This is a genomic window from Streptomyces sp. Ru71, assembly GCF_002920535.1.
Lineage (GTDB): Bacteria > Actinomycetota > Actinomycetes > Streptomycetales > Streptomycetaceae > Streptomyces.
The window spans coordinates 1-24997 of record NZ_PQSS01000021.1; the positions used below are offsets into that span (position 1 = coordinate 1).

A 24997-nucleotide genomic window follows, 5' to 3' on the forward strand; every position below is an offset into this window, starting at 1 on the left:
CGCCGCGGCGGTCACGACGGTCTCGGCGGTCTCGGCGGCGGCCGGGGACCCGGCGGGAGCGGAGGCCCGGCGGGTGGCGCGGCGGCGGGTACGGCCCTGGGGGGCGGCCTCTTCCTCGACGGCCCCGGTGTCGGCGGCGGGCACCTCGGCGGCCGCTTCGGTCACCGCGGCCTCACCGGTCTCGTCGGCACCGGCCGTGGCGGGCACGACCGTCTCGGCGGCCTCGGCGGACGCGGACGCCCCAGCGGGCGCGGAGACCCGGCGGGTCACACGGCGGCGACGGCGGGCCGGTGCGGCCTCTTCCTCGACGGCCGGCGCCTCGGCGACGGCGGCCTCCTCCTCGGCCTCGGTGTTCACCGCGGCGGCGACGGCCTCGGTCGCCGCCTCCTCCGCCTCGGCTTCGAGGTCTGCGGCGGCCGGTATGGCCGGCTCGACCGTCTCGACGGGGGCGTCGGAGCTGGTGTGGGCCGGCGGACCGGCCGGGCGGGAAGCGGCCCTGCGCCGACGACGCGGCGGCAGGGTGTCGCTGGGAGTGTTCTGGTCGGAACCCTGGGTGGGTTCGGTCGGTTCGAGCATGCGGGCGTATCTCCCGTCAGGCTCCCGGGCGCCGCGCCTGGTCCGGGGCCGATCCGGGAAAGGATCGGCCGCCGTTGACGTCCGCGGCTCGCGCGGTGCGCGGTGCCGCCGTCCGGGGCGCGGGCGCCGCACGGGAGCTTTCTGTGTCCTGTCTCGCCGGTTCCGTACGCCTTGTCGCGTACGGCCTGGCGAAAGTCTTCTGGTCGGTGCGCTGCCCGACCCAGGTGGCTCCCGAGTACGAGGGCGGCGCTTACGACGTCCGTCCCTACGCGGGACCTTCCGGCGTCGGCGCCGTCGCGGCGGCAGCCGGAGCGGCCGTTGTGAGGGCCGCCGCTGCCTCGCGGTCGGGCGCGAGCGGGTCGGTCACCGTGCCGGTCTCTTCATCGAACAGCCCCTGCGCCAGCCTGGTCACCGCTGCGGGGACCGGCGGCGCCAGGTCGGCCACGGCGCGGAGACCGGACAGGACGTCGTCGGGTCGTACGGCAGGCGTCACGTGCCGAACAACCAGCCGCAGTATCGCACAGGGCTGGTCACTCGGCCTATCAGCCGGCGAGGACTGCGTTTCAGTTGTTTCCAGGCTCACGACCGCCGGGCGGGCGTCGAAGGTGCGCATGCCGTTCTTGGTCAGGCGCTGGACCTCGACACTGCCGGCGGCGTTGAAGGCGTCCACCGCGCGGCGCGCGTCGGCCGGGTCGACGCCGTCCAGCCGCAGCTCCCAGACGGAAGCCGTGAGCCGGTCGGCGAGCCCGGACGTGTGCGCCTCGACCGCGTCGACGATGTCGAGCCCGTCGGGCAGCGACTCGTCGAGGAGGACGCGCAGCTTCTCCGGGTCACGCGCCTCGGTGAGCGCGATCTCCAGGTACTCCGCCTCACTGCCCGTGCCGGTGGGTGCGGCATTGGCGTACGACACCTTCGGATGCGGCGTGAACCCCGCCGAGTACGCCATGGGTACGTCGGCGCGGCGCAGCGCACGCTCGAAGGCGCGCTGGAAGTCGCGGTGGCTGGTGAACCTCAGGCGGCCGCGCTTGGTGTAGCGCAGTCGGATGCGCTGCACCGCGGGTGCGGGCGGCGGGCCTTCGGGCTGTCGCTTGCCCAGTGTCCTAGTCCTTTGTGAGAGCGGTCGTACTCCTATCAAGAGTACGTGTGTCGCGGCCGGCAGGTTCCCGCCGGGCCACCGCCTCCTTCTGACGGGGCTCCCCGAACAGCATCCGCCGGAAGTCCTCCCGCGCCTGCCGCGCCGACTCCCGGGCGGCGGCCAGCGCCTGCCGTACGACCCTGCCGACCCCGCGCGCGGCCTGTGCGGCGGGCCGGAGCACGGCGTCACGGACCAGGTGGCCGGCCGGGGTGAGCACACTGCGGTACACCCACCGCACCGGCTCGATCAGGATCCACCGCACGAGGGAGCCGAGGAACCGTCCCACCGCGAGCGAGATCCGCCCGGCGACCCGCCAGGCGTGCCCGAGCGCGGCCCCCACCTCCCGGCCCACGACGGCGAGGAACCGCCCGACGGGCACCAGCACCCACCGCCACACGGCGAGCGCGGGCAGCACGAACAGCACCCGGGCGATCCAGTACAGGACGACACCGACGCCGGTGACCAGCATCCCCAGCGCCCACACCACACCCCGTGCGCACCAGGCGACGGCCCGGCCCACCGGAGCGAGCACCCAGGTGTACAGCCAAACGGCCGGTACGACGACCAGGTACCGCACGAGCCAGGCGACGACCGCGAACACCCCGGCGCCGACCGCGGCGAGGACGTACCCGATCCCGCGCAGCAGCCACAGCACGCCGTGCCCGACCGGCGTCAGCACGCGCGCGTACAGCGCCGCCAGGCCCGCGCCGATGCCCCGCGCCGCCCAGGCGAGGCCGGCCCCGATCCCGCGCGCGGCCCAGGCCAGCGCGTGCCCGACGGGTGTGAGCACCCACCGGTACAGCCACACCGCCGGCACGACGAGCAGGACGCGGCCGAGCCAGGCGAGCGCCTTGCCCAGGGGCACCAGGACGTACCGCCACAGCGCCACGAACGGCCACACGAACAGGGCCCGCCCCAGCCACAGCAGCGCCCGCCCGACCGGCCGCAGCACCGTGTCCCGCAGCACCCGGCCGGCGACCACCAGCGCGTCCCACAGCATCCGCACCGGCACGACGAGGACCAGGACGACGATCCGCACGGGCAGGCGGACGGCGACGACGAGGCAGCCTTCCGGCTGCCGGGCCGGGGGCTGGGGCTTGTGCGGTTCCATACCCGCAAGGACGCGGCGGCCGCCGACACGGATGCGCGGCGGGGGTTGCGAAGCCGTCACGGCTGGTCCGTTCATGTGAACCAGCGGCGCGTTGCCCGCGCGTGGGGCGACTGTCGCAGGGCTCTCACGTCACTCTCGCACTGGGGTCCGGGACTTCACCTGGACCGCTTTGTGCCAAGGAGCATGATGATGAGTCCTCGACACAGGACATCCCTTTTCGGGCCGCTGGCCCGCGCTCGGTTCCAGAAGGCCGGGACACTGGCGTCCCTCGCCCTGGTCCTCGCCGCCGGTGTGGTCACGCCCGCCGCGGCCGCCACCCGCGCCGTGTCCGACGCCAAGCCGGCCGCCGTCGGGTACGGCGACGACGAGTGCGACGACCACCACCCGTACAAGCCGAGGATGTTCGGCCTGTTCGGCGGCGACGACGACTACGGCGACGAGTGCCACGGCGCGACCGGCGCCACGGGAGCCACCGGCGCCACGGGCGCCACGGGAGCCACCGGCGCGACGGGAGCCACGGGCGCGACCGGTCCCGGCGGCGGGGCGACGGGCGCCACGGGCGCCACGGGTGCCACCGGCGCGACCGGCGCCACCGGCCCCGGCGGCGGGGCGACCGGCGCCACGGGTGCCACCGGCGCGACGGGTGCCACCGGCGCCACGGGCGCGGCCGGCCCGTGCGTCGACATCGACGCGAGCCAGGACAGCAACAACTTCGAGCTGCGGGCCGCGCTGACCCCGCCCGCCGACGGTGGCCCGACCAGGGCGTACGCGGGCATCCGCGACCTCACGACGGCCACCCCGGGGCCGTTCCTGTGGACCGACCTCACCGATCACCCCAACTACCCGCAGAACGCGTGCGGGATCTCCGTCGCCCAGCACAGCCAGGGCAACCAGGCGGAAGGGGACATGCGGGTCGACGTGATCACCACGACCGGAGCGGTCTACGAGACCACCTGTGACGTGATCACCAGCGACCGCACGCTGGACTGCGACAACAACGCGTGGGTCCTCGTGAACCGGCAGCCGGCCCCCGGCGCCGTGAACGGCGGCACCATCGTCATGTAGGGCCCCGCGCCCAGAGAACCGCACCAAGGGGTGCCCGGCAGGTCGTCACGACTGCGGGCACCCCTTGGTGCTACCTCCCTGCCTTGCGCTCCAGAAGGCTCACCGTCATCCCGGTCACCGGCTGGCTCAGCGACACCGTGTACGCGCTCTGCAGCGCCATCGACTGCCCCGGATCGATGGCGTTGAAGGGGAAGTCGGTGCCCTGGGTCAGCAGCCAGATGCGCGGCTCGCCCTTGAGGCACCGGACCGGGACGGCGCACTGCACCGCGTACAGATCGTCGATCTCGGCCGGGGTCCGCGCGAGGAAGACGTCGCGCATGCGCAGGCCGCGCGGCAGGTAGTACTGCACTCCCCCGTCGAGCTTCCAGGTGTCGGCGCGGTCGTAGACGACGGCGTCCCCCGGCCGGTGGAGGCGTGCCACCAGGCCGGCCGCCGCCGCGTAGTCGACGGGCACCGGGGCGTCGTGCTCGAAGGGCTGGCGCACCTGCCTCTGGTCGGGCAGCACGACCAGGGCCAGCGCGACCACCACGGCCGCGGCCGCCCTGCCGGAACGCACCGCCGAGGCGAGACCCGCACCGGCCAGAACGGCCCAGGCCGGGACGGTGAAGAGGACGTAGACACTGCGGACGTAGGAGACCTCGCCGTGGGAGGCGGCCCAGACCAGGACCGGCGGCAGCACGGCCCAGGCGCCGCACAGCAGCAGAGCCCGGCGCTGCGAGCGCGCCAGCAGGGCCAGCGCGATCAGCGCGCCGGCGCACAGCGTGGAGGCGAACGCGTCCCGTGCGAGGGAGAACAGGGCCCACCCGTCGGGCTTCGGCACCCAGTACAGCTGGCGCTGGGCCTGGGAGCTGCCGAGCACCAGCAGCGGGGTGACACAGCCGGCGACCGCCGACAGGGCGAGGACCGGCTTCCACCACAGGGAGCGGTCCTGCCGCACATGGACCACGAGCAGGCAGACATGGGCGAGGACGACGGACAGCGCGATCAGATGGAGCAGTCCGGTCACCGTCAGCGCGAGCGTGTAGGCCGCCCAGCGCCAGGGCGAGCCCGGCCGCTCCAGCGCCCGCAGCAGCAGGAGCGTGGCGAGGGCGACGGCGAACATCACCAGGGCATAGCTGCGCGCCTCCTGGCCATAACGGCTCATCGCCGGAGCCAGCGCCAGGAGAAACCCGGCCAGAATTCCGGCCCGATATCCGAAGAGCCGTTCCCCGATCAGAGAGACGACGGCCGCGGTGGCGGCCGCGGCCACCAGGGACGGCAGCCGCAGCGAAAGGACGGAATCCCCGAACAGCCCCACCCAGCCGTGCATCAGCAGGTAATACATGCCGTGCACGGCGTCGACGTTGTGCAGCGTGGCCAGGATGGAGCCGGTGCTCCGGCCCACCATGTCCCAGGTGACCAGTTCGTCGCGGCCCAGGAGGGAGTCGGTCAGCCCCTGGCCGCCCACGGCGAGGGCGACGGCGAACGGCCACAGCCACAGCGCCGCCCGGCGCCGTACGGACTCGTCCGCCGCAGCGGCCTGGAATTCTTCTTCGCGGGGCGGAGGGAGTTGCGCGGTGATTACCATAGGAATTTCTCCGGTCCGGCGGCTGGAACTCCCCACTTATACACGCCGACCCACCCCCACCTGCTTGTACGGATCACCACGGCTCGATAAATTCACCGGCCGGTCCTTTTCGCCGCGAAAAAAGAAAAAGGCATGAAACCATGAAAACGGTCTGCCTTAACATGATCGTCAAGGATGAGGCGCATGTGATCAGGCGCTGCCTGGAATCCGTACGCCCCCTCGTCGACACCTGGGTGATCCTCGACACGGGCTCCACCGACGGAACCCAGGACGTCGTCCGTGACACCCTCGCCGATCTGCCCGGAACGCTGTACGAGAGCCCCTGGAGGGGCTTCGACCTGAGCCGCACGGAGGCGATCGAGCGGGCCCGGGACCGCGCCCGCCACCTGCTGTTCATCGACGCCGACGACGTACTGGAGACCGACCCGGGCTTCACCCTGCCGGACCTCACCCACGACTGCTACGACATGGAGGTCCGCCACGGCCCCCTCGTCCACTGGCGCCCGACGCTGGTCTCCACCCGCCTGCCCTGGCGGTACGTCGGTGTCCTGCACGAGTACCTGGAGTGCGAGGCACCGTTCAGCCGGGCCACCCTCGACGGTGTCCGCATGGTCATCATGGGCGGCGGCGGACGCCAGCGGGGCGGCGACCAGCGCACCAAGTACCTGCGCGACGCGGCGATCCTGAAGGACGGCCTCGCCAAGGAACCCGACAACGCCCGCTACGCCTTCTACCTCGCCCAGAGCTGGCGCGACGCCGGCGAACCGGCGAAGGCGCTCGCCGCCTACGACCGGCGCGCGGCCATGGAGGGTTTCGCCGAGGAGACCTTCTGCGCTCGGCTCTACGCGGCCCGCCTGGCCGTCCAGCTCAAGCGCAAGACACCCGAGGTCATGTCCCGCTTCCTGGACGCCCACGCCTACCGGCCCACCCGCGCCGAACCGCTCGGCGAACTCGCCCGCCTGTGCCGAACGCAGGGCGAACGCTGGCCGCTCGCCTACCTGTTCGCACGACGCGCGGTGGAGATCCCGCCGCCCGACGACATCCTGTTCGTCGAGCGGAGCTGGTACGACTGGCGTGCCCTGGACGAGCTCGCGGTGGCCGCGTACTGGACGGGCGCCTACCGCGAGGCGCTGGAGTGCTGCGAGCGCCTCCTGGACGGCGGCCACCTGCCCGAAGCCCATCGGGAACGGGTCACCGCCAACCGCGACTTCGCCCGCACCAAGCTGGCCGTCACCGCGCCGCACCCCCGCCGCCCCGACACCCTGAACGGGCCCGGCCCCAACTCGGCGCACCCGGGCGAGGACAGCCAGGCCAGGGCCTGATCACCGCCGTCCCGGCCTGCCCTGGGTGCCACGGGCCCGGGCCGGCCGGCCACGCGCGACGAGGCAGGCCGCCGCGGCCACGGCGGCGCCGATGTACAGCAGCGCCGGGTAGTCCAGGGCGTGCACCAGGGGCCCGCCGGCGGCGCCGGCCAGGGACAGGCCCACGAACAGGGCGCTGTTGTTCCACGACAGCACGGCGGTCGCCCGCCCGGGGAACACGTCGACCAGATGGCGCTGCTGGGCGGGGAAGAAGGCGTAGGCGGCGACCGCGAACAGGCCCAGCGCGCAGGCCAGCGACCAGGTGACCTCGAACAGCACGGCGACCACGGCTTCCAGCACCGCCGTCAGCGCCAGCGCCGCCCGGGTGATCCGCACGGCGTCGCCCCGGTCCGCCAGCCGGCCGCCCAGCTGACCGCCGACGACGGCGCCGACGCCGTAGACGACCAGCAGCCAGGTCACGGCGGTGGCCCTGCCGTCGGCGTGCAGCGCGACGGCCAGGAAGGTGTAGAGGCTGTAGACGGCGAAGGCCCACAGCGTCGTCACCGCCACGGCGGACACCGCGACGCCGGTCCCGGGCAGCCGGGCCCGCTCGGGCGTCCCGGCCGGGGACGCGGCCGCCGGGACCGGCCGGACACGCCAGACGACGGCGTGCGGGAAGGCCAGCAGGAACGTGCCCGCGGCCAGGATGACGAAGGCGGCCTGCCAGCCCACGTACCGCCCCAGCAGCGAACCGGCCGGCGCACCCACCCACAGCGCGGTCAGCAGACCCGACCCCACGACGGCCAGCACCTGCGCCCGCGCCCGGGGCCGCGCACGGGTGCTGACCAGGGCGTACACGGTGGGCCCGGTGGCGGCGGCCGCGACACCTGCCACCACGCGGGCCAGCAGCAGCACACCGAAACCGGGGGCCAGCGCGGTGCCGACGTTGGCCGCGGAGAACAGCACCAGGGCCACCACCAGGACGGTCGCCCGGTCCCGGCGGTCGGAGATCCAGCCGGCGAAGGGCGAGGCCACCACGTAGGCGACCGAGAAGGCGGTGACCAGCAGGCCGGTGCTCGCCGCGGAGATGCCGAACGAGGCGGCGATACGCGGCAGCAGCGGCGCCACCACGAAGAGATCGGTTCCCACCAGAAACTGGGTCAGCCAGGCCAGCACGACCGGCCCGGCCGACAACCCGGGCCCCACGTCCACAACCGGCTCGCCGGGGGGCGAGTGCATGATCCGACGCTAGATCCTGGGCGGGGTGCCGGCGAGCCGGGGCGGGCAGGGGCGCGCGGACCGGGAAACCGACGAGCCCCCTTCCACGCGGGGAAGGGGGCTCGGGCGGGTCGCCGGTGTCAGTGCGTGTGACCGCTCGCGGCGGGCGCGGGGGCGGCGTTCTTGACCGTCAGCGGCAGCAGCTTCTTGCCCGTCGGACCGATCTGGATGTGGGTGTCCATCGCAGGACAGACCCCACAGTCGAAGCACGGGGTCCAGCGGCAGTCCTCGACCTCCGTCTCGTCGAGGGCGTCCTGCCAGTCCTCCCACAGCCAGTCCTTGTCGAGGCCCGAGTCGAGGTGGTCCCAGGGCAGGACCTCCTCGTAGGAGCGCTCGCGGGTGGTGTACCAGTCGACGTCGACGCCGAAGTCCGCCAGGGCCTTGTCGGCGCAGTCCATCCAGCGGTCGTAGGAGAAGTGCTCGCGCCAGCCGTCGAAGCGGCCGCCGTCCTCGTAGACCGCGCGGATGACCGCGCCGACGCGGCGGTCGCCGCGGGAGAGGAGGCCCTCGACGATGCCGGGCTTGCCGTCGTGGTAGCGGAAGCCGATGGAGCGGCCGTACTTCTTGTCGCCGCGGATCTTGTCGCGCAGCTTCTCCAGGCGGGCGTCGGTCTCCTCGGCGGAGAGCTGCGGGGCCCACTGGAAGGGGGTGTGGGGCTTGGGGACGAAGCCGCCGATGGAGACCGTGCAACGGATGTCGTTGGACTTCGACACCTCGCGGCCCTTGGCGATGACCTTGGTCGCCATGTCGGCGATCTGCAGGACGTCCTCGTCGGTCTCCGTGGGCAGACCGCACATGAAGTACAGCTTCACCTGGCGCCAGCCGTTGCCGTAGGCGGTGGCGACCGTGCGGATCAGGTCCTCCTCCGAGACCATCTTGTTGATGACCTTGCGCATGCGCTCGGAGCCGCCCTCGGGGGCGAAGGTCAGACCGGAGCGCCGGCCGTTGCGGGTCAGCTCGTTCGCCAGGTCGACGTTGAAGGCGTCGACGCGGGTGGAGGGCAGGGAGAGGCCGATCTTGTCGTCCTCGTAGCGGTCGGCGAGGCCCTTGGCGATGTCGCCGATCTCCGAGTGGTCCGCCGAGGAGAGGGAGAGCAGGCCGACCTCCTCGAAGCCGGTCGCCTTCAGGCCCTTCTCGACCATGTCGCCGATGCCGGTGATGGAGCGCTCGCGCACCGGGCGGGTGATCATGCCGGCCTGGCAGAAGCGGCAGCCGCGGGTGCAGCCGCGGAAGATCTCCACCGACATGCGCTCGTGGACCGTCTCGGCCAGCGGGACCAGCGGCTGCTTGGGGTAGGGCCACTCGTCCAGGTCCATGACGGTGTGCTTGGAGACCCGCCACGGCACGCCGGAGCGGTTGGGCACGACGCGGCTGATCCGGCCGTCGGGCAGGTACTCGACGTCGTAGAACTGCGGGATGTACACCCCGCCCGTCTTCGCCAGGCGCAGCAGCAGTTCCTCGCGGCCGCCGGGGCGGCCCTCCGCCTTCCACTCCTTGACGATCTTCGTGATGTCGAGCACGGCCTGCTCGCCGTCGCCGATCACGGCCGCGTCGATGAAGTCGGCGATCGGCTCCGGGTTGAACGCGGCGTGCCCGCCGGCCAGGACGATCGGGTCGTCCAGGCCGCGGTCCTTGGCCTCCAGCGGGATGCCGGCCAGGTCGAGGGCGGTGAGCATGTTGGTGTAGCCCAGCTCCGTGGAGAAGCTGAGGCCGAACACGTCGAACGCCTTCACCGGGCGGTGGCTGTCCACTGTGAACTGGGGGACGCCGTGCTCGCGCATGAGCGCTTCCAGGTCGGGCCACACGCTGTAGGTGCGCTCGGCGAGGACGCCCTCCTGCTCGTTGAGGACCTCGTAGAGGATCATGACGCCCTGGTTGGGCAGGCCGACCTCGTACGCGTCCGGGTACATCAGGGCCCAGCGGACGTCACAGTCGTCCCAGGGCTTGACGGTGGAGTTCAGTTCGCCGCCCACGTACTGGATCGGCTTCTGCACATGCGGGAGCAGGGCTTCGAGCTGCGGGAACACCGACTCGACAGACATCGGGGGAACCTTCGTGAGCTGACAGGGGTGACCATTCAGCGTAACCCGGTCGGCGCCCTCCCCCGTACGCCTCACAGGTCCGCCTGTGCCTCGATCTGCTTCCACAGGCGGGGCAGCTCCCGTTCCGCGGCGGCGGCGCGGGCCTCCTCCCTGCCGTACAGCAGCCCGTAGGTGAAGGCGCTCTCGCCCGCCGCGTGGGCGACCGCGGCCAGCTCGCGCAGGGTGTGGCGGGCCATGACGCTGTCCTGGTGGTCGCCCAGCAGGGTGGTCAGGGACTTCATGGACCTGGCCAGTGAGCGGGCGGGGCCGCCGAGCGCGGGGGTGGCGGCCTCGGCGGCGTACCGAGTGCGCTTGGCCTTCTTGCGGGCCTCGTGCAGGGCGGTGTCGCGGTCGTGGCCCGGGGGCAGGCCGAGCGCGTCGGCGACGAGGGCGGCCACCTTGGCGAGGTCCTTGCGTACGGCCCCGGCGAGCACCGTGTCCGGCTTCTTCGTGGCCTTCTTCCGCAGTGGAGGGTCGGCGAGCACGGCGTCGAGGGTGTCGAGCAGGGCGAGCGTGCGGGCGGAGTCCAGTACGGCGACGAGGTGGCCGCGGGTGCGGCCGTGCCGGGCCTTCGCCCAGGCGGAGAGCCGCTCGTGGACGGGGCCGTGGACCAGGGCGGGCGGGATCTCGTCGAGGGCGGCGCTCAGCCGGTCGGCCAGGACCTCCTGGTCGCGGTCGGCGCCCAGCTCCGCGGCCAGCCACTTCAGCTCGGCGGCGACGGGGTCGGTGACGGCGCGGTCGAGGACGGCGCCGAAGGTGCGAAAGGTGCTGCGCAGGCGGCGGGTCGCCACCCGCATGCGGTGGACGGAGTCGGGGACGTCCCGGCGTACGGCCGGGTCGCACTCGACGATGGTGTCGCGCTGCTCGCGCAGGTAGGCCAGGAGGTGGTCGCCGGCGGTCACCGGCGGCGCGGGTGCGGCCGTCCGGGGCCGGGCGCCGCCGGTCTCCTCCAGGGCGCGGGCCAGCTTGGAGGGGGACGCCGACGGCCGCACGCCCGCCTTGCGCAGGTGCTTGTCGACCTTGGCCAGGACGGCGGGGTCGCGGCCGTCCGCCAGTTCCACCTCGATCTCGGTCCAGCGGGCGGATCCGCCCGCCCGGTTGAGCCGTTCGGCGCTGACCTCGTCCACGCTCGCCTCGGCCAGCAGCGCGCCGTCGGCGTCGACCAGGTGGCGCACGTCCCGTGCGCTGCGCAGCCGCACCACGGGGACCAGGGCCGCGCCTCGGGTGCGGGAGCGGACCAGTGCGGCGATCTCGTCGGGCACGGTGTCGGACAGCGGCACGCGGATCTCGTCGCGCACGCCGGGCTCGACGGGGAACTTCAGGTGCCAGCCGGCGTCCGAGCCGCCGGTGCGGCGGCGCAGGGTGACGGCGGACGCGGCGAGGCGTTCGTCGGCGGTGTCGTAGTACGTGGCGTCCAGCTCGGCGACGCCCCGGTCCAGGACGGCCGCGATGCCGGCGACGCCGGTCAGGTCGGGCAGCTCGCTGCCGTCGGATTCGTACTTGCGCTCGATCTCGCGTTTCGTCTCCGCCATGACCTGAATCTAGTGGCAGTCACGGGGTGAGGGCAGGACCGCCTTCGGGTCGATCTGGAGCAGACCCGCACCTCCCGGACAACCCGTCCCGTCCCGCGCTCACGCCGACATCGGTCTCTGGACCTTGATCGACTGCAGCAGGCCCACGGCCATCCACACCGCGAACATCGACGAGCCGCCGTAGGAGACGAACGGCAGGGGCAGGCCGGTGACCGGCATGATGCCCAGGGTCATGCCGATGTTCTCGAAGGCCTGGAAGGCGAACCAGGCGACGATCCCGGCGGCGACGATCGTGCCGTACAGCTCCGTCGAGTCGCGGGCGATGCGGCAGGCACGCCACAGCACCACGCCGAGCAGGAAGATGATCAGTCCGGCGCCGACGAAGCCCAGTTCCTCGCCGGCGACGGTGAAGACGAAGTCCGTCTGCTGCTCCGGCACGAACTGGCCGGTGGTCTGCGAGCCGTGGAACAGGCCCGCGCCGGTCAGTCCGCCGGAGCCGATCGCGATCCGGGCCTGGTTGGTGTTGTAGCCGACGCCCGCGGGGTCCAGGTCGGGGTTGGCGAAGGCGGCGAAGCGGTTGATCTGGTACTCGTCCAGGATGTGCAGCTGCCAGATGGCGACGCAGCCGATGGCTCCGGTGGTGAGCAGGCCGAAGACCCAGCGGTTGGAGGCGCCGGAGGCGAGCAGCACGCCGAGGACGATGGCGACCATGGCCAGCACGGAGCCGAGGTCGGGCATCAGCAGCAGGATCAGGCACGGCACGGCCGCCAGGCCCAGGGACTGGGCCACGGTCCGGTGGTCGGGGTAGAGCTTGTCGCCCGCGTCCACCCGGGCGGCCAGCATCATGGCCATGCCCAGGATGATCGTGACCTTGAGGAACTCGGCGGGCTGGATGGAGAAGCCGCCGATGACGAGCCAGTTGCGCTGGCCGTTGATCGTCGCGCCGAGGGGCGTGAGGACCACCAGGGCCAGCAGCACGGACACGCCGTACAGGACCGGCACGATGTTGCGCAGGGCGCGGTGACCGAGCCAGAGCGTGCCGATCATCAGGGCGAGCCCGATGCCGAGGTTCATCAGGTGCCGCAGCAGGAAGAAGTACGGGTCGCCCTGGTTCAGCTCGGTGCGGTTGCGGGTCGCCGAGTACACCAGCAGCGAGCCCAGCAGGGACAGCGCCAGGGCGGCGAGCAGGATCGGCCAGTCCAGCCTTCGGGTGAGCGAGTCACGGGCGAAGAGCCTGGTCCAGCCGGCGCGCTCGGGGCCGTACCCGGAGACGGAGAAGCTGTTCGCGCCGGTCATGGCTGTGTCCTCCGGCTTCCCCGGCGGCGCGGCCGTCTGCGGGTGTCGCGGTTGCCTGTGGTCGGCGGGGGCGTGGTGGCCCCCTGCTGGGTGTCGTCCGGGGTGGGTGCGCCCTCCTTGGTCGCCTTCTCCATCTCCAGCAGGTCCTTGGCGGGGTCCTTGGAGATCTTCGGGGCGGCGATCGTGCCGTCGGTGCGGACCTTCGGAAGGCCCTTCTGCGGCGTGGGCAGCAGCGCCTTCTTGTTGTCGATCGAGCCGTCGGGCCCCACGCCGTACAGGGCGCTGTAGATGTTGCGCACGGCCTCACCGGAGGCGCCGGAACCCGTACCGGCCTGGGCGATCGTCATGATCACCGTGTAGTCCTTGGAGTACGTGGCGAGCCAGGACGTGGTCTGCTTGCCGTAGACCTCGGCCGTACCGGTCTTGGCGTGCAGCTCGATCTTGTCCTGGGGCCAGCCGCCGAACTTCCAGGCGGCCGTACCGCGCGTGATCACGCCGGCGAGGGCGTCGTCCATGCCCTTGAGGGTGGCCTGGCTGATCGGCAGCTTCCCGGTGACCTTCGGCTTGATCTCGGTGACCGTCCTGCCGTCGGGGCTGATGATCGCCTTGCCGATGGTCGGCGCGTGCATGGTGCCGCCGTTGGCGAGGGCGCCGTAGATCACCGCCTCCTGGATCGGCGTGACGAGGGTGTCGCCCTGGCCGATGGAGTAGTTGATCTCGTCACCCTCGCGCATCTTGTTGCCTTCGAGGCAGTTCTCGTAGGCGATCTTCTGGACGTAGTCGCCGTCCTTCTTGCCGCTCTTGCACCAGGCGTCCTTGTTGGCCTTCCAGTAGTCCAGCTTCCACTGGCGGTCCGGGACGCGGCCGGTGACCTCGTTGGGCAGGTCGACGCCGGTCTCCTTGCCGAGGCCGAACTGGTGGGCGGTCTTGAAGAACCAGTCCTTCGGCTGCCCCTTCTTGGGGTTGATGCCGCCGTCCTTCTTCCACTCCCGGTCCGCGAGGCCGTAGAAGACCGTGTCGCAGGAGACCTCCAGGGCACGGCCGAGGGAGATGGGGCCGAAGCTCTCGCCCTCGAAGTTCTTGAAGACCTGGCCGCCGACCGAGTAGGAGCTGGTGCAGGGGTAGCCGCCGTCCCACTCGTAGCCGGCCTGGACCGCGGCGGCCGTGGAGACCACCTTGAACGTCGAACCGGGGGCGGACTGACCCTGTATGGCGCGGTTCAGCAGCGGGTAGTCGGAGTCCTTGCCGGTGAGCTTGGCGTAGTCCTTGGAGGAGATGCCGCCGACCCAGACGTTGGGGTCGTAGTTCGGGTTGGACGCCATGGCGACGATGCGGCCCGTCTTGGCCTCCATCACCACGACCGCGCCGGAGTCCGCCTTGTAGTTGGTTCCGGTGATCTTGTCGAACTGCTCGCGGGCCTTCTTCATGGCCTCGTTCAGCTCGTACTCGGCGACCCGCTGCACCCGGGCGTCGATGCTGGTGACGAGGTTGGCGCCGGGCTCGGCCGGGTCGGACTGGGCCTTGCCGATGACCCGGCCGAGGTTGTCCACCTCGTAGCGGGTGACGCCGGCCTTGCCGCGCAGCGCCTTGTCGTACTGCCGCTCCAGGCCGCTGCGGCCGACCTGGTCGGAGCGCAGATAGGGCGAGTCGGTGTCCTTGGCCTGCTGGATCTCGTCGTCGGTGACGGGCGAGAGGTAGCCGAGGACCTGGGCGGTGTTGGCCTTGCCGGGGGCCGGGTAGCGGCGCACGGCCTCCGGTTCGGCGGTGATGCCGGGGAAGTCCTCGGCGCGCTCGCGGATCTGCAGGGCCTGCTTGGGGGTGGCCTCGTCGGTGATGGGGATCGGCTGGTACGGCGAGCCGTTCCAGCAGGGCTGGGGGGTCTTGGCGTCGCACAGCCGGACCTTCAGCATGACCTCCTTGGGGTCCATGCCGAGGACACCGGCGAGCTTGGTGAGCACCGCCTTGCCGTCGTCCTTCTGCTTCAGCAGGTCCGTGCGGGAGGCGGAGACCACCAGCCGGGTCTCGTTGTCGGCGAGGGGCACGCCGCGCGCGTCGAGGATCGAGCCGCGCACCGCGGGGTCGACGACCTGCTGGACGTGGTTGCCGGACGCCTCCTTCTGGTACTCGGCGCCCTCGCGGATCTGCAGGTACCACAGGCGGCCGCCGAGGGTGCCGAGGAGGGAGAGGACGAGGATCTGGATGACGACGAGGCGGGTCTGGACGCGGGGCGTCCGGCCGGTCTCCGGGATGTTGGTCACTGCGGCTGTCTCCCCCTCTCAGGACGCGTGCGGGCGGGTGGGCACGAGCGGTGGCTGTCTGCGTACGTGGGGTGAACGAACGGTCCTCGCACGCAGGTTCCGCCGGCGTTCACCCGTACCGGTGAACTTGAATTCCCCGCCGCTCACAGCCGCTTGACCCCCTTGATGCGTCCCGCGCGGGCCACCCGCGCCCGCGCCGCCTTCACCCGCAGTCCGTTGCGCTGCCCGCCGATCTTCAGGCCCGTGCCGCCCGCGACCCAGCCGGAGGAGATGTCGGTGGCCTTCGCGGCGGAGCCCGTCTCGGCGAGCGGATCGTTCTCGGCGCGGCGGGCCAGCGCCATGATCCCGGGGACCACGAACGGGGCCAGCAGCAGGTCGTACAGGGCCGCCGTGAACAGCAGGCCGGTCAGGCCCACGTGCCGGGCGGCGGTGTCACCGACGAGGGCGCCCACCCCGGCGTACAGCAGGGTGGAGCCGATCGCGGCGGCGACCACCGTGACCATGGGGCCGGTCGCCGACTTCAGCCGGCCGTTCTCGGGTTTCATCAGCCCGGCGGCGTAGCCGGTCACGCACAGCACGAGGGCGTAGCGGCCGGCCGCGTGGTCGGCGGGCGGGGCGAGGTCGGCGAGCAGTCCCGCGCCGAAGCCGACGAGGGCGCCGCCGACATGGCCGTAGACCAGGGCGAGGCCGAGGACGGTCAGCAGCAGCAGGTCGGGGACGGCGCCCGGCAGGTGGAGGCGGGCGAGGACGCTCACCTGCACGACCAGGGCGACGACCACCAGCGCCGTGGAGAGCAGGATCCGGTTGACGCGCATGGGATGTCAGCTCCTACTGCAGCTCTTGCTGGCCGTCTTGCTGTTGCGGGTCCGGTTGCAGCTGGTCCTGTGGCTGACCGGTCTGCAGGTCGCCCGCGGGCTGCTCCGACGCCTGCGGCTGCCCGCTCTGCTGGGGCTGCCCGTCCGGCGCGGTCGCGCCCGGGGTGACCGTGACGGTGACCGTCGGTGTGGGCACCGGCCTGGGCTTGGCCGGCAGCACGGTGTCGCGCGGGTCCTTCTTCGGGGTCTCGACGACGACGCCGACGATGTCGAGCTTGGTGAAGCCGACGAACGGCGTGACGTACAGGGTGCGGGTGAGCCCGCCGCCGGAGGGGTCGACGCGGGAGACCACGCCGACCGGCACGCCGGGCACGAACGGCTTGTCGGCCTGCGAGCCGAAGGTGACCAGCCGGTCGCCCTTCTTCACCTCGGCCTTGCCGTTGAGCAGTTCAACGCGCAGCGGCCGGTCGCCCTGGCCGGAGGCGAAGCCGAGTTCGTCGCTGCCCTCCAGACGGGTGCCGACGGTGAAGTCGGGGTCGTTGGCGAGCAGCACCGTGGCGGTGTTCGGGCCGACCGTGGTGACGCGGCCGACCAGGCCGTCGCCGTTGAGCACGGTCATGTCGCGCTTGATGCCGTCGTTGGCGCCGACGTCGATGGTGATGGTCCAGGAGAAGCCCTGGGCCGCCCCTATGGCGATGACCTGGGCGCCCTTGATGCCGTACTGGCCCCGGCCCGCGATCTTCAGCATCGAGTCGAGCTGGTTCAGACGGCTGCGGTTGCGGGCGTCGCTGCCCAGCCGCGCCTTGAGGGCGGCGTTCTCCTTCTCCAGCCGGGCCAGCCGGTCGTGCCGCTCGCCGGAGTCGCGGACCGCCTCGACGGCGTTGCCGACCGGGTTAACCGCCGAGGACACACCGTCCTCGATCGGACCGAAGACCGCGGCCGCGGCCTGCCGGGCACCGTCGACCGGGGAGTCCTCACCGCCGCGGATGTCCACCGTGATCAGCGCGAACGCGATGGCGATCAGCAGCACCAGGAGCAACCGGCTCTCTCGTGTGTCCCTCACGTGCGGCGGCCGTGCCCTTCCTCATTGGAATGTGTGCAGGGGTCGGATGCGGGTCGTGCGAGTGTTCAGCTGTGCGGAGGCGTATGGCGGAGCATATGCCTCCATATCAACGATCCGCCGTACGAGAGGAGATCGTCTCGTACGGCGGAATCGATGCGTCACGTCATCGGCGCGGCGCGGCGTCCAGGACCTGCTGGAGCGCCTCGAACTCCTCGACGCACTTGCCGGACCCCAGCGCCACGCTGTCCAGCGGGTCCTCGGCGATGTGGATCGGCATGCCGGTCTCCCGGCGCAGGCGCTCGTCCAGGCCGCGCAGCAGCGCGCCGCCGCCCGTCAGGACGATGCCGCGGTCCATGATGTCGCCGCTCAGCTCCGGCGGGCACTTGTCCAGGGTCGTCTTGACCGCGTCGACGATCGCGTTGACGGGCTCCTCGATCGCCTTGCGCACTTCGGCGGCGGAGATGACGACGGTCTTGGGCAGCCCGGAGACGAGGTCCCGGCCGCGGATTTCGGTGTGCTCGTCGGTGTCGAGGTCGTACGCCGAACCGATCGTGATCTTGATCTGCTCGGCCGTCCGCTCACCCAGCAGAAGGCTGTACTCCTTCTTCACGTGCTGGATGATCGCGTTGTCCAGCTCGTCGCCCGCGACGCGGATGGACTGTGCGGTGACGATGCCGCCGAGCGAGATGACCGCGACCTCCGTGGTGCCGCCGCCGATGTCCACCACCATGTTGCCCGTGGCCTCGTGGACCGGCAGGCCGGAGCCGATGGCCGCGGCCATGGGCTCCTCGATGATGTGCACCTGGCGGGCGCCGGCCTGGGTCGACGCCTCGATGACGGCGCGGCGCTCGACGCCCGTGATGCCCGAGGGCACACAGACGACGACCCGCGGACGAGCCAGATACCGCCGCTTGTGGATCTTCAGGATGAAGTAGCGGAGCATCCGCTCGGTGATCTCGAAGTCGGCGATCACGCCGTCCTTGAGCGGACGGACGGCAACGATGTTGCCGGGCGTGCGCCCGATCATCTTCTTCGCTTCGGCGCCGACCGCGAGGATGCCACCGGTGTTGGTGTTGATCGCGACGACGGACGGCTCGTTCAGTACGATCCCACGACCCCTGACGTACACCAGCGTGTTGGCGGTCCCGAGGTCGACAGCCATGTCACGGCCGATGAACGACATTGAGTTCCCCATCAGGATTCGTCTGGCCTTCCCACGAGCTTTTGAGGGCTTTTCAGGTCGGCAAAGGTGGGTGCTGTGACGTGAAGGCTTCCATCGTAAACGCGCCTGCACGAACACTGCGTGAGGGTCTTCGCCATTGTCATCAGAAGCGACGGCGCCCCGCTTGTGGAGACGTGCCATCGGGGGCATCCGTTCCCCCGATCGGCGCGGCATATGCCAAAGGACGGCCGAAATCGTCCGGCCGTCCCAGGTCGGCTACGAGGAGTGAGCTGACGGTACGTCAGAAAAATCCCCGGAACTTCCTCGCGCGGGGCGTCTCAGGCGCGGCCCGGGAAGAAGATCTTCACCTCGCGCTCGGCGGACTCCTCCGAGTCGGACGCGTGGATCAGGTTCTCGCGCACGATCACGCCGAAGTCGCCCCGGATGGAACCCGGCGCGGCCGCGATCGGGTCGGTCGGACCGGCCAGCTGGCGCAGCCCCTCGATCACCCGCTCGCCCTCGACGATCATCGCCACGACCGGACCGGACGACATGAACTCGACCAGCGGCTCGTAGAACGGCTTGCCCTTGTGCTCGCCGTAGTGCTGCTCCAGCGTGTCGGTGTCCAGCGTGCGCAGCTCCAGCGCGGTGATCTGCCAGCCCGCCTTGCGCTCGATACGGCTGATGATCTCGCCGGTCAGGCCACGACGGACTGCGTCGGGCTTGAGGAGGACGAGGGTGCGCTGGGTCACGGGAGGACTCCTTCTTCCTGCCAGATGTGCGGTGGGACGAGATTACAGGGCGTGTCCGGACACCCGTTACGCAGCGTCAGGCGCGGAGGGGCCGCCCTGCGCGCTCTGCGCCGCGAATCTCGCCTTCGCCTCGTCCACCTTGCGCCCGAAGTGCACCGACGCCCACCACAGGGCGGCGAACACCGCGCCCAGGAAGAACATCAGCGGCACCGCGAAACCGGAGGCGATCAGCGCGATCTGCAGCGCCCAGCCGAGGGCCACACCGCCCGGCCGGGTCACCATGCCGCACAGCGCCACGCTGACCAGCATCGCGACCCCGCACACCGCCCACACCGTGGACGTGGCCAGATCCGGGTCCTTCATCGCGACCAGCCCGGCGAAACCGATGACGAAGAACTCACCGATCAGCGTCGAGGAGCACAGCGTCCGCATGGCTCACGCACCCTTCCCCAGAAGCAGCCGGGCCTCGCCGACCGTGATGACGGAACCGGTCACGAGCACACCGCCGCCGGCGAACTCGCCCTCCTCCTCCGCGAGGGTGATCGCGGCCTCCAGCGCGTCCGGCAGCCTCGGCTCGACCTGCACGCGCTCCTCGCCGAACACCTCCACCGCGATCGCCGCCAGCTCGTCGGCGTCCATCGCCCGGTGGCTGGAGTTCTGCGTGACCACGATCTCCGCGAAGACCGGCTCGAACGCCTCCAGCAGCCCGCGCACGTTCTTGTCGCCGCTCGCGCCGACGACCCCGATCAGCCGGCTGAACTGGAACGCCTCCCCGATCGCCTCGGCCGTCACCCGCGCACCCGCCGGGTTGTGCGCCGCGTCCAGCACGACGGTCGGCGAGCGCCGTACGACCTCCAGGCGGCCCGGTGAGGCCACGGCCGCGAACGCCTTGCGCACCGTCTCCACGTCCAGCGCCTCGGCGCGCTGCGCGCCCACGCCGAAGAACGCCTCCACGGCGGCCAGCGCCACGGCGGCGTTGTGCGCCTGGTGCGCGCCGTGCAGCGGGATGTAGACGTCCGTGTACTCGCCGCCCAGGCCGCGCAGCGTGAGCAGCTGCCCGCCGACGGCGACCTGGCGGGCGACGACCCCGAACTCCAGGCCCTCGCGGGCCACGGTCGCGTCCACCTCGACGGCCCGCTTCAGCAGCACCTGCGCCGCGTCCACCGGCTGCTGCGCCAGGATCACGGTCGCGCCCTGCTTGATGATCCCGGACTTCTCCCCCGCGATCTCCCCGGGCGTCTCGCCGAGGCGGTCGGTGTGGTCCAGGTCGATCGGCGTGACGACGGCGACGTCACCGTCGATGACGTTCGTGGCGTCCCAGGAACCGCCCATGCCGACCTCGACCACCGCGACGTCCACGGGGGCGTCCGCGAAGGCGGCGTACGCCATGCCGGTGAGCACCTCGAAGAAGGACAGCCGGTACTCCTGCTGGGCGTCGACCATCTCGACGTACGGCTTGATGTCCTGGTACGTCTCGATGAACCGCTCGGCCGAGATCGGGGCGCCGTCCAGGCTGATGCGCTCGGTGATCGACTGCACGTGCGGGCTGGTGTACCGGCCGGTGCGCAGCTCGAAGGCGCCGAGCAGGGCCTCGATCATGCGGGCGGTGGACGTCTTGCCGTTGGTGCCCGTGATGTGGATCGAGGGGTACGAGCGCTGGGGCTCGCCCAGGACGTCCATCAGCGCGGCGATCCGGGTGACCGACGGCTCCAGCTTGGTCTCGCCCCAGCGGGTGGCGAGCTCCGCCTCGACCTCGCGCAGCGCCTTGTCGACCTCGGGGTCCTCGGGGCGGGCCGGGACGTCGGCCTCCGGCCGGCCTCCTTGGGTACGCAGGGTGCGGCTGCCGGCCTCGATGACCGCGAGGTCGGGGTCGCGGGTGGTTTCCGCCTCGATGATCTCGTCGAAGCCGTCGAGGGGGTCGGGCTGGTCGGTGCCGGGGTTTTCGCTCACGGGGCCAGTCTACGGAGCGGGGGTGACAAAGGGTGCGGGGGCTTGAGCGGCTACTGAGGGGGGTGACTTGGGTCGTCTTGCGGGTGCGGGTGCGTTGTGGTTGATCGCGCAGTTCCCCGCGCCCCTGGAGGTGGGCGAAGGCCCCCGGCGCTGACACGCACCGGGGGCCTTTCTCACGCGGAACGGGTCACGCCTGCGGGAGCTTCTCCAGCTGGGCCTGGATTCGGGTGATGTCCTCCTCCGCCTTGGCCAGGCGGCCGCGGATCTTGTCCACCACGTTGTCCGGGGCCTTGGCCAGGAAGGCCTCGTTGCCGAGCTTGGCCGTGGCCTGGGCCTTCTCCTTCTCGGCCGCCGCCAGGTCCTTCGCCAGGCGCTTGCGCTCCGCCGCCACGTCGATCGCGCCGGACAGGTCGAGCGCGACCTCCACGCCCGCGACCGGCAGGGTCGCCGTGGCGGTGAAGGTCTCGCCCTCCGGCTGCAGGCGCAGCAGCTGGCGGATGGCCGCCTCGTGCGCCGCGAGCGGCGAGCCGGTCAGGGCCAGGCGGGCCGGGACGCGCTGGCCGGGCTGCAGGCCCTGGTCGGCGCGGAAGCGGCGGACCTCGGTGATGACCTGCTGGAGGGTCTCGATCTCCCGCTCGGCGTCGGCGTCGCGGAAGCCGGAGTCCTTGGGCCACTCGGCGATGACGACGGACTCGCCGCCGGTCAGCGTGGTCCACAGGGTCTCCGTGACGAACGGGACCACCGGGTGCAGCAGCTTCAGGGTGACGTCGAGGACCTCGCCCAGGACGCGCTGGGAGACCTCGGCCGCCTCGCCGCCGGCCTGGAACGTCGTCTTGGACAGCTCGACGTACCAGTCGAAGACCTCGTCCCACGCGAAGTGGAAGAGGGCGTCGGAGAGCTTCGCGAACTGGTAGTCGTCGTAGTAGGCGTCCACCTCGGCGACGACCGAGTTCAGGCGGGAGAGGATCCAGCGGTCCGTCGGGGACATCTTCGACGGGTCCGGCAGCGGGCCGTCCACCGTGGCGCCGTTCATCAGCGCGAAGCGGGTGGCGTTCCAGATCTTGTTGGCGAAGTTGCGCGAGCCCTGGACCCAGTCCTCGCCGATCGGGACGTCGACGCCCGGGTTGGCGCCGCGCGCCAGGGTGAAGCGCAGGGCGTCGGAGCCGTACTTGTCCATCCAGTCCAGCGGGTTGACCGCGTTGCCGAAGGACTTCGACATCTTCTTGCCGAACTGGTCGCGGACCATGCCGTGCAGGGCGATGGTGTGGAACGGCGGGGTGCCGTCCATCGCGTACAGGCCGAACATCATCATCCGGGCGACCCAGAAGAAGAGGATGTCGTAGCCGGTGACCAGGACGGAGTTCGGGTAGAACTTCGCGAGCGACTCGGTCTGCTCGGGCCAGCCGAGCGTGGAGAACGGCCACAGGCCGGAGGAGAACCAGGTGTCCAGGACGTCGGTCTCCTGGTGCCAGCCCTCGCCGGTGGGCGGCTGCTCGTCGGGGCCGACGCAGACGACCTCGCCGTCGGGGCCGTACCAGACCGGGATGCGGTGGCCCCACCACAGCTGGCGCGAGATGCACCAGTCGTGGAGGTTGTCGACCCAGTCGAAGTACCGCTTCTCCATCTCCTGCGGGTGGATCTTGACCTTGCCGTCGCGGACCGCGTCACCGGCGGCCTTGGCGAGCGGGCCGACCTTGACCCACCACTGCATGGACAGGCGCGGCTCGATGGTGGTCTTGCAGCGCGAGCAGTGGCCGACGGAGTGGACGTAGGGCCGCTTCTCGGCGACGATCCGGCCCTCGGCGCGCAGCGCGGCGACGATGGCGGAGCGGGCCTCCAGGCGGTCCAGGCCCTGGAAGGGGCCGTGGGCGGTGATCACGGCGTGCTCGTCCATGACCGCGATCGCCGGCAGGTCGTGGCGCTGGCCGATCTCGAAGTCGTTCGGGTCGTGCGCCGGGGTCACCTTGACGGCGCCGGTGCCGAACTCCGGGTCGACGTGCTCGTCGGCGACGACGGGGATACGGCGGCCGGTGAGCGGCAGCTCGATCTCGCGGCCGACGAGGTGCTTGTAGCGCTCGTCCTCGGGGTGGACGGCGACGGCGGTGTCGCCGAGCATCGTCTCGGCGCGGGTGGTGGCGACGACGATCGCGTCGTCACCGTCGCCGTACTTGATGGAGACCAGCTCGCCGTCGTCGTCCTGGTACTCGACCTCGATGTCGGAGATCGCGGTCAGGCAGCGCGGGCACCAGTTGATGATGCGCTCTGCGCGGTAGATCAGCTCATCGTCGTAGAGCTTCTTGAAGATGGTCTGGACGGCCTGCGAGAGGCCCTCGTCCATGGTGAAGCGCTCGCGGGACCAGGCGACGCCGTCGCCGAGGCGGCGCATCTGGCCGCTGATCTGGCCGCCGGACTCGCCCTTCCACTGCCAGACGCGCTCGACGAACGCCTCGCGGCCCAGGTCGTGGCGGGACTTGCCCTCCTTGGCGAGCTCGCGCTCGACGACGTTCTGGGTGGCGATGCCGGCGTGGTCCATGCCGGGCTGCCACAGCGTCTCGTAGCCCTGCATCCGCTTGCGGCGGGTGAGGGCGTCGATGAGCGTGTGCTCGAAGGCGTGGCCCAGGTGCAGGCTGCCGGTGACGTTCGGCGGCGGGATGACGATGGTGTACGGGGGCTTGTCGCTCTTGGCGTCCGCCTCGAAGTAACCGCGCTCTACCCAGCGCTCGTACAGCGGGCCCTCTACATCGGCCGGCGCGTACTGGGTCGGCAGTTCGGTGGTGGGCGCTGGTGGCTGCTGCTGAGCGTTCTCGGTCACGGCGCTCAGTTTAGAGGCGTCACCGCCGTGTCCCGAAACGCGATTCTTCTGTAACGGTCAGCACCCCGGTGCGGTGCGGTGGGCGGGTCTCGGCCAGGATGTCGGATACGCATAAGCATCTGGAGGGGAACCCAGTAATGAGCTACAACCAGCCGGGCCCGTACGGCGGGCAGCCCCAGCAGCCCGGACCGTACGGCCAGCCGGGCCCCTACGGCCAGCCCGGCCCGTACGGCCAGCAGCCGCAGGCCCCGCAGCCCGGCTACGGCTACCCCCAGCAGCCGGCCGCCCCGCAGCCGGGGTACGGCTACCCGCAGCAGGCCCCGCAGGGCGTGCCGCCCCAGCCGGCTCCGTACGGCCAGCCCAACGCCTACGGCCAGCAGGCGCCCTACGGCCAGCAGCCCTACGGGGCCATGCCGCAGCCGCCGGCCCCGGCGGGCGGCAAGAAGAAGACGGGCCTGATCATCGGCGCGGTGGCAGCGGTGGCGGCCCTGGCGGTGGGCGGCTACTTCGTGCTGGCGGGGGGTGGCGGGGGCGGCCTTGACGACGACGGACCGCACAAGCTGACGACGCCGGCGACGGCGCTCACCGAGTACAAGCGGGTCGGCAAGGGCGGCGAGCGCGGTGACGCGGACGCCGTGAAGTACCTCCAGAGCAGCGGCGTCACGAACGGCAAGGCCGTCATCGGGCAGTGGTCGACGGCCGACTTCGGCGACTACGACCCGCAGAACCCCGACTCCAGCAAGCTGCCCAGCACGGCCGAGCTGCTGACCGCGCGGGGCGTGACGATGGTGGGCGGCTACGGCGAGATCAAGGATCCCAAGTCGACGCTGGACCTGTACTTCGCCGTCATTCAGAAGCAGTTCGCGAAGAACTCCTCGGGCAGCTCCGGCACCTCGTCCGACGTGGAGCTGATCGGCCAGCCGGAGGAGGCCGACATCGACGGCGCGCTCATGAAGTGCCAGTCGGCCAAGAGCACCAACTCGCTGACGAAGAAGGAGTCCACGGACTGGTTCTGCGTGTGGTCCGACTACAGCACCGTGGCCATGGTCTCCCCGGGTGACAACACCAAGAGCATCACCAAGGACGCCGCGATCGACATCACCACGAAGCTGCGCGACGAGGTACGCATCAAGGCCTGACCCAGCACCGAAGGCTGCTCGCGACATCCCGAGCCGCCTTTGTCATGTCCTGATAGCAACGATCATTCGAACACACTGGCGAACTGCTTGGTAAGATCCAACCG

Annotated in this window: 18 protein-coding genes and 1 pseudogene; 3 read left to right on the plus strand and 16 right to left on the minus strand. The window is 71.4% G+C overall.

Annotated elements, in window-relative coordinates:
* The 3 genes and pseudogenes from C3489_RS15290 to C3489_RS15300 form a co-directional block, all read right to left on the minus strand.
* Positions 1-576 (minus strand): annotated as a pseudogene (locus C3489_RS15290) (ribonuclease E/G); the annotation flags it as partial.
* A 265-nt stretch (positions 577-841) separates the two neighbouring features.
* Entirely contained in the window at positions 842-1630 is a 789-nt protein-coding gene (locus C3489_RS15295) for a TIGR03936 family radical SAM-associated protein (protein WP_103782365.1), read from the minus strand.
* A gap of 46 nt (positions 1631-1676) precedes the next feature.
* On the minus strand, positions 1677-2822 hold the full coding sequence (locus tag C3489_RS15300; protein ID WP_103782366.1) for a hypothetical protein: 1146 nt from the start codon (positions 2820-2822) through the stop codon (positions 1677-1679).
* Between the two features lie 189 nt (positions 2823-3011).
* On the opposite strand from C3489_RS15300, the gene C3489_RS38685 reads away from it, so the two are divergent.
* Complete coding sequence (locus tag C3489_RS38685; protein ID WP_181139680.1) at positions 3012-3887, plus strand: hypothetical protein; 876 nt, start codon at positions 3012-3014, stop codon at positions 3885-3887.
* A gap of 70 nt (positions 3888-3957) precedes the next feature.
* Here the strand turns inward: C3489_RS38685 and C3489_RS15310 are convergent, their stop codons facing one another.
* Positions 3958-5454, minus strand: a complete 1497-nt coding sequence (locus C3489_RS15310; protein ID WP_103782367.1) for a glycosyltransferase family 39 protein — start codon at positions 5452-5454, stop codon at positions 3958-3960.
* Between the two features lie 161 nt (positions 5455-5615).
* Here C3489_RS15310 and C3489_RS15315 point away from each other — a divergent pair, with 161 nt between their 5' ends.
* Positions 5616-6776 (plus strand): glycosyltransferase, encoded by a 1161-nt coding sequence (locus C3489_RS15315; protein WP_103782368.1) that lies wholly within the window; start codon positions 5616-5618, stop codon positions 6774-6776.
* On the opposite strand, the gene C3489_RS15320 is transcribed toward C3489_RS15315, so the two are convergent.
* The 12 genes from C3489_RS15320 to C3489_RS15380 form a co-directional block, all read right to left on the minus strand.
* Complete coding sequence (locus C3489_RS15320; protein WP_103782369.1) at positions 6777-7994, minus strand: MFS transporter; 1218 nt, start codon at positions 7992-7994, stop codon at positions 6777-6779. It abuts the gene before it with no gap.
* A 119-nt stretch (positions 7995-8113) separates the two neighbouring features.
* A complete protein-coding gene (locus tag C3489_RS15325) occupies positions 8114-10075 on the minus strand; it encodes a TIGR03960 family B12-binding radical SAM protein (RefSeq protein WP_103782370.1) in 1962 nt (653 codons plus the stop codon).
* A gap of 71 nt (positions 10076-10146) precedes the next feature.
* Complete coding sequence (locus C3489_RS15335) at positions 10147-11646, minus strand: CYTH and CHAD domain-containing protein (RefSeq protein ID WP_103782372.1); 1500 nt, start codon at positions 11644-11646, stop codon at positions 10147-10149.
* 99 nt (positions 11647-11745) lie between these two features.
* Entirely contained in the window at positions 11746-12942 is a 1197-nt protein-coding gene (rodA, locus tag C3489_RS15340) for a rod shape-determining protein RodA (protein WP_103782373.1), read from the minus strand.
* A complete protein-coding gene (gene mrdA, locus C3489_RS15345) occupies positions 12939-15200 on the minus strand; it encodes a penicillin-binding protein 2 (RefSeq protein ID WP_103782374.1) in 2262 nt (753 codons plus the stop codon). Before mrdA ends, rodA begins: the two co-directional genes overlap by 4 nt.
* Before the next feature lie 143 nt (positions 15201-15343).
* Entirely contained in the window at positions 15344-16015 is a 672-nt protein-coding gene (mreD, locus tag C3489_RS15350) for a rod shape-determining protein MreD (protein WP_103782375.1), read from the minus strand.
* Positions 16016-16028: 13 nt separating this feature from the next.
* The gene (mreC, locus tag C3489_RS15355) at positions 16029-17078 is read right to left on the minus strand and encodes a rod shape-determining protein MreC (protein WP_103782376.1); all 1050 of its coding nucleotides are present in this window, start codon (positions 17076-17078) and stop codon (positions 16029-16031) included.
* A gap of 163 nt (positions 17079-17241) precedes the next feature.
* The gene (locus C3489_RS15360) at positions 17242-18261 is read right to left on the minus strand and encodes a rod shape-determining protein (protein ID WP_103782377.1); all 1020 of its coding nucleotides are present in this window, start codon (positions 18259-18261) and stop codon (positions 17242-17244) included.
* Positions 18262-18578: 317 nt separating this feature from the next.
* Positions 18579-18992, minus strand: coding sequence for a nucleoside-diphosphate kinase (gene ndk, locus C3489_RS15365; protein ID WP_103782378.1), 414 nt, complete (start codon positions 18990-18992; stop codon positions 18579-18581).
* 66 nt (positions 18993-19058) lie between these two features.
* Positions 19059-19424 (minus strand): DUF4233 domain-containing protein, encoded by a 366-nt coding sequence (locus tag C3489_RS15370; protein WP_103782379.1) that lies wholly within the window; start codon positions 19422-19424, stop codon positions 19059-19061.
* A 3-nt stretch (positions 19425-19427) separates the two neighbouring features.
* Positions 19428-20942 (minus strand): folylpolyglutamate synthase/dihydrofolate synthase family protein, encoded by a 1515-nt coding sequence (locus tag C3489_RS15375; RefSeq protein ID WP_103782380.1) that lies wholly within the window; start codon positions 20940-20942, stop codon positions 19428-19430.
* 187 nt (positions 20943-21129) lie between these two features.
* Positions 21130-23754: a valine--tRNA ligase gene (locus C3489_RS15380; RefSeq protein WP_103782381.1), complete on the minus strand. Its 2625-nt coding sequence runs from the start codon at positions 23752-23754 to the stop codon at positions 21130-21132.
* A gap of 137 nt (positions 23755-23891) precedes the next feature.
* Here C3489_RS15380 and C3489_RS15385 point away from each other — a divergent pair, with 137 nt between their 5' ends.
* Positions 23892-24893 (plus strand): hypothetical protein, encoded by a 1002-nt coding sequence (locus C3489_RS15385; protein ID WP_103782382.1) that lies wholly within the window; start codon positions 23892-23894, stop codon positions 24891-24893.
* The last annotated feature ends 104 nt before the right edge of the window (positions 24894-24997 follow it).